Raw genomic sequence first — 15,525 nt, 5'->3', positions numbered from 1 at the left:
CGGTCGTCCCTCGGGACGCAGGGAACCGGACATGCGGAAGGCCCCGGCTCATCGAGTGAACCGGGGCCTTCCCTGTGGTGTCCGAGGGGGGACTTGAACCCCCACGCCCTAAAGCGGGCACTAGCACCTCAAGCTAGCGCGTCTACCAATTCCGCCACCCGGACAGGTGCGTCGTGCTGACTTGAGAACAGTAGCACGGTCCGGACTTCGCTCCGCACCAGAAAGCGCCTCTGCCAGGGTGAACGTGAAGACAATCACGCCGTGGCGCCCACCCGGCCCCGATCCATCACGGCGTGCAGGACGGCCAGGACGAGCTCGATCCGCTCCTCGAGGCCGGCCGGGGCCGGGACCGGCAGGCGGTCGGCCAGGTCCTGGAGCGCAGCGGCGGCGAGCACGACCATGGTCGGATCGGGGTCGACGAGGTGCGACGCCTCCCAGCTCCCCATCTCCTCGAGGAGCGCGGCGAGCTGGGCGGCGGCGTCGTGTCGGCCGCGCGTGAGCAGATCGGCGCGGGCGCGGGTGGCCAGGGCGGTGCAGCGGCGCAGCGCGGCCGTCGAGAGGTCTGCGGGGATCGACGTCGCGGTCATGGCATCCGGGGAGGGGATCACCTGCCGTGCAGCCTCCGTCCCCTCGGCGTCCTGCGCCGTCGTGCCGCCGTTCAGGCCGTCCTTCGCCAGCTCCATGCCGCCCGTCCCCTCCCGCTCGTCCCGGGGCCCGGAGGGGCCCCTGCGACGCGCGTCACTTTACCCCGTCTTTACCTGGGTGGACAAGGGTGGCGCGGAGCGCGCTCAGCGCCCGGCGCTCCCCCGGCGCCGTGCGAGCTCGTCCCGGGCGGCGGCGAGCATCGTCGCGACCGGGGCGGCGGGGACGTGCAGCATCGAGCGCACCTGCATGTCGGCCTGGTGGGCGAGCATCTCGAGGCCGTCGGCGACCTCTCCCCCGGCCTGCTGCACGACGGCGGCGACGGGGGCGGGCCACGGGTCGTAGAGCACGTCGAGCAGCACCCGCGGCGGCGTGATCCCGGCGTCGCCGCGGGCCTCCCAGGCGGCGGCGACGGCACGGGCACCCTCGACCGCGAGGGCGCTGACGACTGCGTCGGCCCGCAGCACCTCGTGGTGCGAGGACCAGGGGATCTCGACCGCCTCGGCGCCGGCCTCCTGGGCGAAGCGGTGCAGCGGCGCGAGCTTCTCGGCGCTGCGGGCGGTGAGCAGGACGGTGGCGGCGCCGAGGTCGAGCAGCGCCGCGAGCGCGCTGAGCGCGGTCGCCCCCGAGCCCACCACGCCGCCGGTGTCCACGGACCGGGCGCCGTGGTCGCGCAGGGTCGCGGCGATCCCGTGCACATCGTGGTTCTCGGCCCGCCAGGTGCCGCCGGGGCGGCGCAGCAGGGTGTTGGCCACGCCGAGCCGCCGGGAGACCTCGTCGTGCTCGGCGGCGAGGGCGAAGGCCTCGGGCTTGCCGGGCATGGTGACCGAGAGGCCCTCGAGCTCGCGCCCGGGCCCGTCGGCGAGGAAGGCGGGCAGCTCCCCCGCCCCGACCTCGAAGCGCTCGTAGCGGGCGTCGTCCACGCCGAGCGCCCGGTATGCGGCGCCGTGCAGCACCGGGGAGAGCGAATGGCCGACGGGAGACCCGATCACCGCGAAGCGGCGCAGCGGGGCCGCGGAGGTCATCCGTTCGAGGCCGCCCATGCCTGCCACTCCTTGACGTTCTCCTCGTGCTCGGCCCAGGTGGCCGCGAACTTGGTCTCGCCGGTGTCGGTGTTGACGGCGACGAAGTAGAGCCAGTCCCCCTCGGGCGGGTCCGCGGCCGCGTCGAGCGCCTGGGCGCCGGGCGCGGCGATCGGCCCGGGCGGCAGGCCGTCCTTGAGGTAGGTGTTGTAGGGGCTGTCGGTGGCGCGCTCCGCATCGGTGGTGCCGACGCTCGCGGACTTCCCCGTGACGTAGTGGACGGTCGAGTCGAACTGGAGCTTCATCGGCGAGCCCTTGGCCTCGCCGGTGCCCTCGAGGCGGTTGTGGATCGTGCGCACGACCTTCCCGTAGTCCTCCGGGTTGCGCACCTCCATCTCCGCGAGGGAGGCGTAGGTGAGGGTGGTGTGCCACTGGTCCTTCGGGATCTCGCGCTCGGTGAGCTGCTCCTCCATCCGGCCCCACATCATCTCGATCACGTCCTCGGCGGTGTGCTCCTCGAGGATGTCGTAGCGGCCGGGCCAGAGGTAGCCCTCGAGGGTGCCGGCCTTGTTCTTCGGGATGCCGTAGGAGGTGTAGTCCTTCGCGGCGGCCTCGAACTCCTCCACCGGGATGCCGGTCTCCTCGGAGAGCAGCGCCCAGATCTGGGTGAGGCGCAGCCCCTCGGGGACGATCACGCGGTGCCCGGCGAGGTTCTCCGGGTCCATCAGCATGGTCAGCGCGTCGGCGGAGGTCATCTCCTGCTTCAGGCGGTACACGCCCGGCTCGATCTTCGAGGCGTCCTGGGTGGAGGAGAACAGCGTGATGAACGGCGCGGAGGTCTTGATGACGCCCTCCTCGACGAGGGTCGCGGCGATGTCCGTGCCGGTGTCGCCCTCGCCGACCTCGACGAGCGCCTCCCCGCTCCCGGGCCCTTCGAACTCCGGGGCCTCGTCCTCGACGCTGACGTTCGCGGTGACCCACCGGTACCCCTGGAATCCGCCGACGGCGAGGGCGCCGACCACGGCGAGGACGAGCAGCACGGGCAGCAGCGAGCGGAAGAACCCGCCGCGTCGGCGGCGCGGCTCGCCGCGATGCCCGCCGCGGCGGGGACGAGGAGCGCCCGATCCGCCGTCCTCGGGGTCCTGCGCCTCGGCGAGCTCGTCGAAGGAGTGGTGCTCGTCCTTCATCAGCTGTCCTCCTCGGTCGGGTCCTGCGAGGTCGTGCTCGGCGGCTCCTCGACGAGCTCGCCGCCGCGCCGCCCGGTGGACCTCTCGAGGTCCAGGGCCTGCTGGAGGATCATCACGGCGGCGACCTGGTCCACGACCTGGCGATGGCGACGACCCTTGCGCCCGGAGCTGTGCAGCACCTTGTGCGCGGACACGGTGGTCAGTCGCTCGTCGATCAGGCGGACCTCGATCTGCCGTGAGGCCGCGACCAGCAGCGTCACGAGCTCCGCGGCGAAGACGCGCGCCTTCGTCGCGGCCGCGCCCTCGGTCCCGTCCAGGGACCGCGGGAGCCCGACCATGATGACATGGGCGTCGAGCTCGAGAGCCTCCTGGACGACACGGCGCGCCGCCGAGTCGCGCTCGAGGGTCTCGATCGGCGTGGCGATGAGCCCGTCGAGATCGCTGCGGGCGAGCCCGACGCGGACGTCTCCGACGTCCACGCCGAGCCTCACCCCGCGCGGGAGGCCCGTCGGCGCCTCGGCGTCGACCGGGCCGCTCATGCGGTCCGCGCCTCCTCGATCGCGCCGCGCACCGCGCCGAGCGCCTCGGCGATGCGGGCCGGCTCGCCTCCGCCGCCCTGGGCGAGGTCGGGCTTGCCGCCGCCGCGGCCGCCCATGGCCTCCGCGCCGGTGCGCAGCAGGGTCCCGGCCGCGAGGCCGAGGTCGCGGGCGCCGGCGCTGGTGGCGATCACGAGGGCGGCGCGACCGCCCTCGTGCCCGGCCACGGCGACCACGACGGGCGCGTCCTCGCCGAGGCGGGCGCGCAGGTCGGTAGCGAGAGTGCGCAGGTCGCCGGCGGCGACGCCCTCCCCCGCGTCGTGCAGCAGCACGCGCACGCCGGAGACGTCCTGGGCGCTGTCTACCAGGCGGCCCGCCTCGGCCTGCAGCTGCTGGCCGCGGAGCGTCGCGAGCTGCTTCTCCATGTCCTTCATCCGCTGGGTGAGGGAGCGGACGCGCTCGGGCAGCTCCTCGGCGGAGCCGACCTTCAGCATCTCGGAGAGCTGGGAGACCAGGGCATGGGACTTGGCCTGGTGACGGTAGGCGGACAGGCCCACGAGCGCGTCGACGCGGCGCACGCCCGAGCCGATCGAGGCCTCGCCCATCAGCTGGACGGTGCCGATCGCGCCGGTGCTCGCGACGTGGGTGCCGCCGCAGAGCTCGCGGGACCAGTCCCCGCCGATGGAGACGACGCGCACGATGTCGCCGTACTTCTCGCCGAACAGCGCCTGGGCGCCGAGCGCCCTCGCCTCGTCGATCGGCATCTGCTGATCGGTGACGGTGAGCTCCTCCTGCAGGAGGGTGTTGACGCGTCCCTCGATCTGCTCGAGCACGGACTTCGGCACGGCCTGGCTGTAGCGGAAGTCGAAGCGCATCCGGCCGGGCGAGTTCTCGGAGCCGGCCTGGGTCGCGCCGTGGCCGAGCTCCTCGCGCAGGGACTCGTGGACCATGTGCGTGGCGGTGTGGGCGCGGGCGATCGCCCCGCGTCGGTCGCGATCGATCGACGCGATGGCGGAGACGCCGGGGGCGAGCTCGCCCTCGACGAGGCGGCCGCGGTGGACGATCAGGCCCTTCACCGGCTTCTGCACGTCATCGACCTCGACCAGTCCGCCGCCGGTCAGCGCGATGCTGCCCTGGTCGGCGAGCTGGCCGCCGGACTCGGCGTAGAACGGGGTCGAGGCGAGCACGACCTCGACCTGCGCGGGCGCCTGGACGGAGTCCACGAGCGCGCCGTCGACGAGCACGGACTCGACGGTGGTGGCGACGGTGTCCTCGGTGTAGCCGAGGAACGGGACCTCGCCGCCGCGCTCGGAGAGCAGGCGGTTGTACAGCCCGGTGTCGGTGTGGCCGGTCTTCTTCGCGGCCGCGTCGGCGCGGGCGCGCTCGCGCTGCTCCTGCATCGCGGAGCGGAAGGCGTCCTCGTCGACCTGGAGCCCGACCTCGGCGGCCATCTCCATGGTCAGGTCGATCGGGAAGCCGTAGGTGTCGTGGAGCTTGAATGCCTCGTCGCCGGGCAGCACGCGCCCGCCGTCGGCCGCGGCGCTCTTCGCGACCTGGTCGAAGATCGCGGTGCCGGTCTCGAGGGTGCGTCGGAAGGTCTCCTCCTCGGCGTAGACGATCTCGGCGATCCGCGGGAAGTCGGCCTCGAGCTCCGGATAGGACTCGGCCATGAGGTCCTTGGAGATCGGCAGCAGGTGCGGCATCGACGGCTCGGCGTAGCCCAGCAGGCGCAGCGAGCGCACGGCGCGACGGATGAGGCGGCGCAGCACGTAGCCGCGGCCCTCGTTGCCGGGGCGCACGCCGTCGCCGACGAGCATCAGCGCGCTGCGCACGTGGTCGCCGATGATGCGCAGGTGGACGTCGTCCTCCGCGTCCGCGCCGTAGCGGCGGCCGGAGAGCTCCTGCACCTTCTCGATGACGGGGAAGATCTGGTCGATCTCGTACATGTTCTGCTTGCCCTGAAGCAGGTAGGCGAGGCGCTCGACCCCGAGGCCGGTGTCGATCGCCTTCTGGTCGAGCTCGCCGAGCAGCTCGTAGTCCTTGCCCTTGCCCGGACCGCGCAGGAACTGGTCGAAGACGAGGTTCCAGATCTCGAGATAGCGGTCCTCGGCGCGCTCGTCGCCGGGCCACTGGGGCAGGCGGCCGGTGGGGGCGTCGGGGCCGTATTCCGGGCCGCGGTCGTAGTACCACTCGCCGGTGGAGCCGGCGGGGCCGGGCTGGCCGGTGTCCCAGCAGCTCTCCTCCCAGGGCAGCTGCACGATCCGCGCGGGGTCCAGGCCGATGACCTGCACGAGGTGGTCGTAGGACTCCTGGTCCTGCTCCCACAGGGTGATCCAGAGCCGCTCGGGCTCGAGGCCGAAGCCGCCGTCGTCGACGGAGGAGGTCAGCAGCTCCCAGGAGAAGTCGATCGCGCCGGTCTTGAAGTAGTCGCCGAAGGAGAAGTTCCCGGCCATCTGGAAGAACGTGCCGTGGCGGGTGGTGCGCCCGACGTTCTCGATGTCGTTGGTGCGGATGCACTTCTGCACGCTCACCGCACGGTCGTAGGGCGCCTTCTCGGTGCCGACGATGTACGGGATGAACGGGACCATGCCGGCGATCGTGAAGAGGATCGAGGGGTCGTTCGAGACCAGCGAGGTGCTGGGCACGACCTCGTGCGCCTTCTTCTCGAAGTGGGCGAGGAACCGCCGGTGGATCTCGGAGGTGCGCATGGGTGCGGGATGTCCTTCCTGGAGCCGCGTCGGCGGCGCGGCGGGATGCTGTGGGGCGGACGGCCGTGGTGCGGCCGGCACTGCGGACACGAAGGCCCCGGTCAGGGTACCGGAGTACACCCGCCGGGGCCTGTCGCGCCGCGGAGAGGAGAGGTCAGCGCGCGTAGTACTCGACGACCATCTGGACGTCGACCGTGACGGGGACCTCGGCGCGCTTGGGGCGCGAGACGAGCTGGGCCTTCAGCTCGGGCAGCTCGACGGAGAGGTAGGAGGGGACCGACGCGAGCACGTCGGAGTTCCCGCCCTCGGCGGCGATCTGGAAGGGCTCCATGGCCTGCGACTTCGGCTTGACCTGGATGGTCTGGCCGGGCGCGACGCGGAAGGAGGGGCGGTCCACCAGCTGGCCGTCGACCAGGATGTGGCGGTGCACGACGGCCTGGCGGGCCTGGAGGATGGTGCGGGCGAAGCCGGCGCGCAGGACGAGCGCGTCCAGGCGCATCTCCAGCAGCTCGACCATCGACTCGCCGGTCAGGCCCGGCTGCTTCTTGGCGTCCAGGTAGGCGCGGTGCATCTGCTTCTCGCGGAGGGCGTACTGCGCGCGCAGACGCTGCTTCTCCTTGAGGCGGACCGCGTAGTCGGACTCGGTGCGGCGACGGGCGCGGCCGTGCTCGCCCGGGGGGTACGGGCGCTTCTCGAAGTACTTGACCGACTTCGGGGTGAGCGGGAGCCCGAGGGCTCGGGACAGACGCGCCTGGCGGCGCGCACGGGTGACGTTGGTCACGAGGTATACCTCTTGTTCGCGTGTGGTGAATCCAGTCTTGCAGCCGCGGATTCAGCGACCGACTCTACCGCACGCCCCCGTCCGGGTCCATGTCCGACGGGGCTGGTCACACCGGGCTTCCTGTGGAGTGCCTCACGCGCCTGCGCCGGGCGGGGGCGGAGCCTGGTCCAGGATGCGGCGCAGCGCCTCGACCCGGCGGCTCGTGACCTCCTCGTGTCCGTGGCCCTTGGGATGGTAGTAGCGGGTGCCGACGAGGTCGTCGGGCGCGTACTGCTGGGCGACCACGGCGTGCGGGGCGTCGTGGGCGTACTGGTACTCGACCCCGTGTCCGAGCTTCTTCGCTCCCGAGTAGTGGGCATCGCGCAGGTGGGCGGGGACGCCCTGGCCCTTGCCGGCGCGGACGTCCGCGATCGCGGCGTCCAGCGCCTTGTAGGAGGCGTTGGACTTCGGGGCGGTGGCGATGTGGACGACGGCCTGGGCGAGCGGGATGCGCCCCTCGGGCATGCCGAGCATCTGCACGGCCTGCATCGCCGAGACCGCGACCTGCAGCGCGGCGGGGTCGGCCATGCCCACCTCCTCGCTCGCGGCGATCACGACGCGTCGGGCGATGAAGCGGGGGTCCTCCCCCGCCTCGATCATGCGGGCGAGGTAGTGGAGGGAGGCGTCGACGTCGCTGCCGCGCATGGATTTGATGAAGGCGCTGGTGACGTCGTAGTGCTGGTCGCCGCCGCGGTCGTAGCGCAGCGCGGCCCGGTTCACGGCCTGGGAGAGGGTGGCCGCGTCGATCTCCTTGGACTCCTTCATCAGGGCCGCGGCGGCGGCCGCCTCGAGGGAGGTGAGGATCTTGCGGGCGTCCCCGCCGCCGAGCCGCAGCAGCGCCTCGCGGGCGTCGCCCGTGAGGGTGACGGCGCCGCCGAGCCCTCGCTCGTCGGTGAGCGCGCGGTCCACGAGGGTGTCGAGGTCCTCCCGTGCGAGCGGCTCGAGGGTGAGCACGATCGAGCGCGACAGCAGCGGGGAGATCACCGAGAAGTAGGGGTTCTCGGTGGTCGCGGCGACGAGGGTGACCCAGCGGTTCTCGACGCTCGGCAGCAGCGCGTCCTGCTGCGACTTCGAGAAGCGGTGGACCTCGTCCACGAAGAGGACGGTCTCGCGGCCGACGGTGCGCAGCCGGGAGCGGGCCTGGTCCACCACGTCGCGGATGTCCTTGACCCCGGCGAGCACGGCGGAGACCTCGACGAACTCGCGGTCGCCGGACTGCGCGACGACATAGGCGAGGGTGGTCTTGCCGGTGCCGGGCGGTCCCCACAGGATCACGGAGCTCGGCGCGGTGCGGGAGTCGTCGGTGGAGACCAGGCGGCGCAGCGGGCTGCCGGGCTCCAGCGCCGCGTGCTGGCCGACGATCTCCTCGAGGGTGCGGGGGCGCATCCGCACTGCGAGCGGGGCGCGGTGGTCGACGTTGCGGTCCGACAGTGTGCGCGGCGCGGGCGCATCACCACCCAGCGAGAAGAGGTCCTCGTCCATCCCTCCAGGGTAGGCCCGGCGCCCGGGCGGGGAGGGCCTCGCCCGCGGTGACTCCCGTGACGGCAGGGGTCAGCGGCGCAGGGCGCGCGCGATCCGGCCGGGCCAGGACGGGCCCTCGTAGATGAAGGCGGTGTAGCCCTGGACGAGGTCGGCGCCGGCGGCGAGGCGCTCGCGGACGTCCTCGGCGGTGGTCACGCCGCCGCAGCTGATGACCACGGCCTCCTCCCCCAGCTCGGCGCGGAGCAGTCGGAGGATCTCGAGGGAGCGGCGGGCCAGCAGCGGGCCGGAGAGCCCGCCGGCGCCGATCCGCTCGATCTCGGCGCGGTCGGCGCGCAGCTCCTCGGGCCGGGAGATGGTGGTGTTGGTCGCGATGACGCCGGCGAGCCCCACCTCGGCGGCGAGGCGGGCCACCGCCGTGACGTCGGCGTCGTGGAGGTCGGGGGCGATCTTCACGAGCACCGGCACCTCGCGGCGCAGACGACGGGCGGCGCTGCGGCTCTCGTCGACGACGGCCTCGAGGATCGGACGGAGCATCTCGACGCTCTGCAGGTCGCGCAGCCCCGGGGTGTTGGGGCTGGAGACGTTGATGGCGAGATAGGAGGCGTAGGGCGCGAGCAGACCGGCGGAGAAGCGGTAGTCCTCGGCCGCGTCCTCGAGCGCCGTGATCTTGGACTTGCCGATGTTCACGCCGATCACCGCGCGCTGGCCGCGCTCGGTGCGCCGGGCCGCGGCGAGGCGGTGGGCGAGGGCCTGGGCGCCGTGGTTGTTGAAGCCCATGCGGTTGATCAGCGAGCGGTCCCCCACCAGGCGGAAGGAGCGCGGGCGCGGATTGCCGGGCTGCGCCTTCGCGGTGACGGTGCCGACCTCGACATGGCCGAAGCCGAGGTCGAGGAACGCGAGCGGGAGCTCCCCGTCCTTGTCGAGACCCGCCGCGAGTCCGAGCGGGGAGGAGTGCTCCGCGCCGAGCACGCGACGACCGGTGCCCGCGGGCCGCATAGGGTCCGGCGTGCCCGTCGCGCGGCGCAGGAGCCGCGGCGCGCCGGGGACCGCGTGCGCGAGCGACAGCGCCCGCAGGGTCAGCAGGTGCGCCTGCTCGGGGTCGAGACGGGCGAGCACGTGACGGAACAGGACGTCGTAGGGCCCGCGACGGGCGGCGGTGTCGGTGGTCACGGGCATACGGTACGCGGTCCGGGCCCTGCTCCCCGGGTCCTAGGGCTCTTCCGGACGCGCCGCAGGGGTGCTCCGGCCGGGCCGCAGGGGCCCGATGGTCAGGCCTCGGGGTGCTTCCGGGCCCCGAGGAGCATGTAGACCAGCGCGAGCACGGGCAGCGCGAGCGGCACGTAGCCGTAGCCCTGGCCGTACACGCTCCACACGGTCGCCTCGGGGAACAGCACGGGGTCGAGCACGGTCAGGGTGCCGACGGCGAGCACGCCGATCAGCTCGATCACGACGAGCACCCGGGCGACCCTCGAGCGCCGTCCGCCGCGCACCAGGGCGACGGTCACGGCGATGTAGGTCGCCGCCGCGAGCAGCGAGAGGGAGTAGGCCACCGGTGCGCGGTCGAAGTCCCGCAGCACCTGCACCAGGCTGCGCGCGGTCGCCGAGAGGGCGAAGATGCCGTAGACGGCGACGAGGACGATCTCGAAGCCGCGCCCGCCGCGGCTCCTGCCCGCCGCGGTGCCGCGTCCGTCGCGGTCCGCGGGGCGGTCGTCGGTGCGCGGTGCGGTCATGCGAAGCCTCCCGGCCAGATCTGGTGGATGCGCATCAGGAGCACGAGGGTCACCGCGCAGGTCACGGCGATCACCACACTCCCCCAGCGCGTGCGCTCGAAGGCGCCGAGCCAGCCCCCGCCGACGACGAGCATCAGCCCGGTCAGCACGTACCCGTAGAGCGTCACCCGCTCGGGCGGCGGGCCTGCGGAGGTCGCATCGCGCACGCCGAGGGCGATGCCGAGCACGATCCAGCCGATCGCGGTCAGCGCCGCGGCGCCCAGCAGCACGAGGTCGGCGCTGAGATCCTTCGCGGCGTAGTAGATCGCGAGCGCGGCGGTCAGACCGCCCAGCACGGCGACCACGATGCTCAGCAGGCTCATCGGTGCGGCTCCCTCATCGTGCGGTCGGTCCTCCTCCACGGCCGCGGACGGTCGGTCGGGGCCGAGACCTACGATAGGCCCATGCCGATTCTGGAACTGACCGCTGAACCCTTCGTCGACGTCGCCGCCGACGTCCTCGTGCTCCCCCTGGTCGCCGGCGCGGGCGATGCCCCCGCCTCCGTCCCGGGATCCCCCGAGATCTCCGAGGCCGTCGCGGGCCTCGCCCCCTCCGCCGCGCGCGGGGACCTGCACCGTCTGCCCTCCACGGGCCTCGCCGCCGCGACCACCCTGCTCCTCGTCGGCGTGGGCGAAGAGGATCTCTCCGCCGTCTCCGCCGAGGACCTCCGCCTCGCCGTCGGCGCCGCGACCCGCTCGCTGACCGGCGTCGGCCGCGCCGCGCTCGCCCTGCCCACCGCCTCCGACGCCCAGCGCGCCGCCGCCCTCGAGGGCGCCGCGCTCGGCGCCTACGCCTTCACCGCCCACAAGACCGGCACCGGTGAGAAGGCCCCCAAGGGCGCCCTGGCCGAGATCGTCCTGCTCGCCGGCGAGGCCGGGACCGATGCCCTCGAGCCCGCGCTCGAGCGGGCCCGTGTGCTCTCCGGCTCCGTCGACCTCGTGCGCGACCTCGTGAACACCCCGCCGAACCTGCTGCCCCCGGCGGAGTTCGCCCGCCGCGCGGAGGAGCTCGTCGCCGACCTCCCGATCACGGTGACCGTGCTGGACGAGGCCGCCCTCGCCGAGGGCGGCTACGGCGGCATCGTCGGCGTCGGCCAGGGCTCGACGCGCCCGCCGCGCCTGGTCCGCCTCGAGTACGCGCCCGCCGGGGCGAGCCGCTCGGTCTCGCTGGTGGGCAAGGGCATCACCTTCGACACCGGCGGCATCTCCCTGAAGCCGGCGCCCGGCATGGACGACATGACCTCGGACATGGCCGGTGCCGCGACCGTGCTCGGCGCGACCCTCGCCGCGGCCCGCCTCGGGCTGGGCGTGAAGGTCACCACCTTCCTCGCCCTCGCCGAGAACATGCCCGGCGGCGGCGCCCAGCGCCCCGGCGACGTGGTCACCATGCGCGACGGCACCACCGTCGAGGTGCTGAACACCGACGCCGAGGGCCGCATGGTCATGGCCGACGCGCTCGTCGACGCGGTCGCCGGGGAGCCGGACCTGGTGATGGACGTCGCGACCCTCACCGGCGCGGCCGTGGTCGCGCTCGGCAAGCGCACCGGCGGGGTGATGGGCACGGAGACCGGCCGGTCGGCCGTGGTCGCGGCCGCCGAGCGCTCCGGCGAGCCCTTCTGGCCGCTGCCCTTCCCGCAGGAGCTGCGCGCCGACCTCACCGGCCGCGTCGCGGACCTGCGCAACATCGGCGAGCGTCCCGGCGGGGCGCTCTCGGCCGGCATCTTCCTCAAGGAGTTCGTGGGCTCGACCGAGTGGGCGCACCTGGACATCGCCGGCCCCGCCTTCGCGAGCGCACCGCTGGGATACATGGGCAAGGGAGCCACCGGGATGAGCGTCCGCACCGTCCTGCAGGTCCTCGAGGACCACGCCGGGGCCGCGGGGGCGTGATGCTCGCCGCATCGACACCCTGACCGTTGCGCGCAACAGGTCCGCCCGGCGCCGCCCGGTGCCCTAGCATGGGGCACGCAGGCGGCGCCGTCGGCCATCCGGGTCCGAACGCGCCGCGGAACACCCAAGACACCGAGGAGCACACAGGTGGCGGACACAACCACTGACCAGTTCGACGTCGTGATCCTGGGCGGTGGCAGCGGCGGCTATGCGGCCGCGCTGCGCGGAGCCCAGCTCGGCCAGAAGATCGCCCTCGTGGAGAAGGACAAGCTCGGCGGCACCTGCCTGCACCGCGGCTGCGTCCCGACGAAGGCTCTGCTCCACGTCGGGGAGCTCGCCGACGCACCGTCCGAGGCCGCCGCCGCCGGCGTGGACCTCACCCTCAACGGCGTCGACGCCGCGAAGGTGCTCGGCTTCAAGGACAAGATCATCGGCCGCCTGTACAAGGGTCTCCAGGGCCTGGTGAAGTCCCGCAAGATCGACTACGTCGAGGGCTTCGGCAAGCTCACCGGCCCGAACACCGTCACGGTCGAGACCGAGTCCGGCACCCGTACCCTGACCGGCAAGAACGTCATCCTCGCCTCCGGCTCCTACTCGAAGACCCTCCCGGGCATCGACCTCGGCGGCCGCTTCCTCGACTCCGAGACGGCGCTGCAGCTGCCCGAGCTGCCGAAGAACCCGATCATCCTCGGCGGCGGCGTGATCGGCGTCGAGTTCGCCTCGGTGTGGAAGTCGCTCGGCGCGGAGTCCGTGACCATCGTGGAGGGTCTGCCCCACCTGGTCGCCAACGAGGACGAGGCGATCTCCAAGGCCCTCGAGCGGGCCTACAAGAAGCGCGGCATCGCCTTCTCCCTCGGCGTCTTCACCGAGAAGGCCGAGCAGACCGAGACCGGTGTCAAGGTCACCCTCGCCGACGGCAAGGTCTTCGAGGGCGACTACCTCCTGGTGGCCGTGGGCCGCGGCCCGAACACCTCCGGCCTGGGCTACGAGGAGCAGGGCGTCGAGATGGATCGCGGCTTCGTGCTCGCGAACAAGGAGACCCTCGAGACCAACGTCCCCGGCGTCTACGCCGTCGGCGACATCGTCCCCGGCCTGCAGCTCGCCCACCGCGGCTTCGCCCAGGGCATCTTCGTCGCCGAGCGGATCGCGGGCCTGAACCCCGCCCCGATCGTCGAGTCCGGCATCGAGCGCATCACCTACTGCGAGCCCGAGGTCGGCTCCGTCGGCGTCACCGAGAAGCAGGCCAAGGAGCAGCTGGGCGAGGACAAGGTCGAGGCCTACGAGTACAACCTCGGCGGCAACGGCAAGTCCCAGATCCTCGGCACCACCGGCTTCATCAAGCTGGTGCGCGAGAAGGACGGCCCGATCATCGGCGTCCACATGATCGGCTCGCGCACCTCCGAGCTGATGGGCGAGGCGCTGCTCATCGTCAACTGGGAGGCCTACCCCGAGGACGTCGCCTCCCTCATCCACGGCCACCCCTCGCAGCACGAGGCCATGGGCGAGGCGGCTCTCGCCCTCGCCGGCAAGCCGCTGCACGCCCACGCCTGAGTCTTCCCAGAGGAGAGAACCCCATGTCTGAAACCGTGAAGATGCCGGCACTCGGCGAGTCCGTCACCGAGGGCACCGTCACCCGCTGGCTCAAGGGCGTCGGCGACACCGTCGAGGTCGACGAGCCGCTGCTCGAGGTCTCGACCGACAAGGTCGACACCGAGATCCCCTCCCCCGTCGCGGGGACCATCGAGAAGATCCTGGTCGAGGAGGACGAGGACGCCGAGGTCGGCGCCGATCTCGTCGTCATCGGCGACGGCTCGGGCGCCGAGGGCTCCGGCTCCGACGACTCCGGTGCCGAGGCCCAGGCCGAGCAGGCTCCCGCCGAGGAGCAGGGCGAGGACCTCGCCTCCGACGAGACCGTCGCCCCCTCGACCGACGAGGAGACCCCTGCCGGGGAGTCCGAGAAGCCCGCGGACGCCTCCGGCGATGCCGGTTCCGGCGCCTCCGGCGGCGCGGCTGAGGGCGAGGAGGTGACGATGCCGGCGCTCGGCGAGTCCGTCACCGAGGGCACCGTCACCCGCTGGCTCAAGGCCGTCGGCGAGACCGTCGAGGTCGACGAGCCGCTGCTCGAGGTCTCGACCGACAAGGTCGACACCGAGATCCCCTCCCCCGTCGCGGGCACCGTGCTCGAGATCCGCGTCCAGGAGGACGAGGACGCCGAGGTCGGCTCCGTGCTGGCGATCGTCGGCTCCGGCGCCGCCGCGGCCCCGAAGGCCGAGGAGCCCGCCGCTCCCGCACCCGAGGAGAAGAAGGCCGAGGAGAAGCCCGCAGAGGCCCCGAAGGAGGAGGCTCCGAAGCAGGAGGCGCCGAAGGCCGAGGCCCCGAAGCAGGAGGCGCCCGCGGCGCCCGCCGCTCCCGCCCCGCAGGCCGCCGATGCGGTCTCCGGCGCAGAGTCCTCCGGCTACGTCACCCCGCTGGTGCGGAAGATGGCGGCCGAGGCCGGCGTGGACCTCTCGAGCGTCAAGGGCTCCGGCCTCGGCGGTCGGATCCGCAAGCAGGACGTGCAGCAGGCGATCGAGGCGCAGAAGGCCCAGGCCGCACCTGCCGCCGCTGCCGCACCTGCCGCCGCGGCCGCCGCTCCCGCGGCGCCGAAGGTCGAGGTCTCCTCGAAGCGCGGCACCGAGGAGAAGATGCCCCGCATCCGCAAGGTCATCGGCCAGCGGATGATGGAGTCCCTGCACGGCATGGCGCAGCTGACCACGGCGGTCGAGGTCGACGTGACCCGCATCGCGAAGCTGCGCGCGAGGGCGAAGGACGAGTTCGCCGCCCGTGAGGGCGCCAAGCTCACCTTCCTGCCGTTCCTCATGATGGCCGCGATCGAGGGTCTGAAGACCTACCCGCAGCTGAACTCCACCATCGACGACGACAAGATCGTCTACCACGGCTCGGAGAACATCGGCATGGCGGCGGACACCGAGCGCGGTCTCGTGGTCCCGGTCATCAAGAACGCGGGCGACCTGAACCTCGCGGGCCTCGCCCGCCAGATCGGCGACCTCGGCGGCCGGGCGAAGAGCAACAAGCTCGTCCCCGACGACCTCTCCGGCGCGACGTTCACGATCACGAACACCGGTTCGGGCGGTGCGCTCTGGGACACCCCGATCGTGCCCGCCCCGCAGGTGGGCATCCTCGGCACCGGCACCATCACGAAGCGTCCCGCCGTGGTGCAGAACGCCGAGGGCGACGACACCATCGCGATCCGCTCGATGATGTACCTGTTCCTCTCCTACGACCACCGCATGGTCGACGGCGGCGACGCCGCCCGCTTCCTCACCTACATGAAGAAGCGGCTCGAGGAGGGCGCGTTCGAGGGCGAGCTCGGCCTCTGACCCCATCCCCGCGCGCAGCCATCGGCTGAGCATCGGCAGGGCCCCGGCACCGTCACGGTGTCGGGGCCCTGCCTCGTCCCGGCCCTCCTCGGG

At 72.9% G+C, this 15,525-nt stretch carries 13 protein-coding genes and 1 tRNA gene; 3 read left to right on the top strand and 11 right to left on the bottom strand.

Annotation, left to right across the window (positions count from 1 at the left end; genetic code table 11):
• Positions 1 to 75: 75 nt before the first annotated feature.
• From DS079_RS05370 to DS079_RS05320, 11 genes are all read right to left on the bottom strand, one after another.
• Positions 76 to 164, bottom strand: a tRNA-Leu gene (locus tag DS079_RS05370).
• A gap of 90 nt (positions 165 to 254) precedes the next feature.
• Entirely contained in the window at positions 255 to 683 is a 429-nt protein-coding gene (locus DS079_RS05365) for a hypothetical protein (RefSeq protein ID WP_126985501.1), read from the bottom strand.
• Between the two features lie 105 nt (positions 684 to 788).
• Positions 789 to 1,685, bottom strand: coding sequence for a shikimate dehydrogenase (locus tag DS079_RS05360; protein WP_126985499.1), 897 nt, complete (start codon positions 1,683 to 1,685; stop codon positions 789 to 791).
• On the bottom strand, positions 1,664 to 2,851 hold the full coding sequence (gene mltG / locus DS079_RS05355; protein ID WP_126985497.1) for an endolytic transglycosylase MltG: 1,188 nt from the start codon (positions 2,849 to 2,851) through the stop codon (positions 1,664 to 1,666). Before mltG ends, DS079_RS05360 begins: the two co-directional genes overlap by 22 nt.
• Positions 2,851 to 3,390, bottom strand: a complete 540-nt coding sequence (gene ruvX / locus DS079_RS05350) for a Holliday junction resolvase RuvX (protein ID WP_126985495.1) — start codon at positions 3,388 to 3,390, stop codon at positions 2,851 to 2,853. Before ruvX ends, mltG begins: the two co-directional genes overlap by 1 nt.
• The gene (gene alaS, locus DS079_RS05345) at positions 3,387 to 6,095 is read right to left on the bottom strand and encodes an alanine--tRNA ligase (RefSeq protein ID WP_126985493.1); all 2,709 of its coding nucleotides are present in this window, start codon (positions 6,093 to 6,095) and stop codon (positions 3,387 to 3,389) included. The genes ruvX and alaS overlap by 4 nt, the downstream gene beginning before the upstream one ends.
• 154 nt (positions 6,096 to 6,249) lie before the next feature.
• Positions 6,250 to 6,876 carry a 30S ribosomal protein S4 gene (gene rpsD / locus DS079_RS05340; protein WP_010551614.1) on the bottom strand — a complete coding sequence of 209 codons (627 nt, stop codon included), beginning with the start codon at positions 6,874 to 6,876 and terminating at the stop codon, positions 6,250 to 6,252.
• A 132-nt stretch (positions 6,877 to 7,008) separates the two neighbouring features.
• Positions 7,009 to 8,397, bottom strand: a complete 1,389-nt coding sequence (locus tag DS079_RS05335) for a replication-associated recombination protein A (protein WP_053915727.1) — start codon at positions 8,395 to 8,397, stop codon at positions 7,009 to 7,011.
• 69 nt (positions 8,398 to 8,466) lie between these two features.
• Positions 8,467 to 9,573 (bottom strand): quinone-dependent dihydroorotate dehydrogenase, encoded by a 1,107-nt coding sequence (locus tag DS079_RS05330; RefSeq protein ID WP_164736118.1) that lies wholly within the window; start codon positions 9,571 to 9,573, stop codon positions 8,467 to 8,469.
• A 92-nt stretch (positions 9,574 to 9,665) separates the two neighbouring features.
• Entirely contained in the window at positions 9,666 to 10,127 is a 462-nt protein-coding gene (locus tag DS079_RS05325; protein WP_164736117.1) for a hypothetical protein, read from the bottom strand.
• The gene (locus DS079_RS05320) at positions 10,124 to 10,489 is read right to left on the bottom strand and encodes a hypothetical protein (protein ID WP_070501811.1); all 366 of its coding nucleotides are present in this window, start codon (positions 10,487 to 10,489) and stop codon (positions 10,124 to 10,126) included. The genes DS079_RS05325 and DS079_RS05320 overlap by 4 nt, the downstream gene beginning before the upstream one ends.
• Before the next feature lie 81 nt (positions 10,490 to 10,570).
• Between DS079_RS05320 and DS079_RS05315 the strand changes: the two genes are divergently transcribed.
• The 3 genes from DS079_RS05315 (at position 10,571) to sucB (ending at position 15,432) form a co-directional block, all read left to right on the top strand.
• Entirely contained in the window at positions 10,571 to 12,052 is a 1,482-nt protein-coding gene (locus DS079_RS05315; protein WP_126985489.1) for a leucyl aminopeptidase, read from the top strand.
• Between the two features lie 147 nt (positions 12,053 to 12,199).
• Positions 12,200 to 13,603 (top strand): dihydrolipoyl dehydrogenase, encoded by a 1,404-nt coding sequence (lpdA, locus tag DS079_RS05310; protein WP_126985487.1) that lies wholly within the window; start codon positions 12,200 to 12,202, stop codon positions 13,601 to 13,603.
• A gap of 23 nt (positions 13,604 to 13,626) precedes the next feature.
• Positions 13,627 to 15,432, top strand: coding sequence for a 2-oxoglutarate dehydrogenase, E2 component, dihydrolipoamide succinyltransferase (gene sucB / locus DS079_RS05305; RefSeq protein ID WP_126985485.1), 1,806 nt, complete (start codon positions 13,627 to 13,629; stop codon positions 15,430 to 15,432).
• Positions 15,433 to 15,525: the final 93 nt, after the last annotated feature.

This window comes from Brachybacterium paraconglomeratum (assembly GCF_003994255.1).
Taxonomy (GTDB): domain Bacteria; phylum Actinomycetota; class Actinomycetes; order Actinomycetales; family Dermabacteraceae; genus Brachybacterium; species Brachybacterium conglomeratum.
Note: the sequence above shows the minus strand (reverse complement) of the source record. Positions and strands in the feature narration are given on the sequence as shown.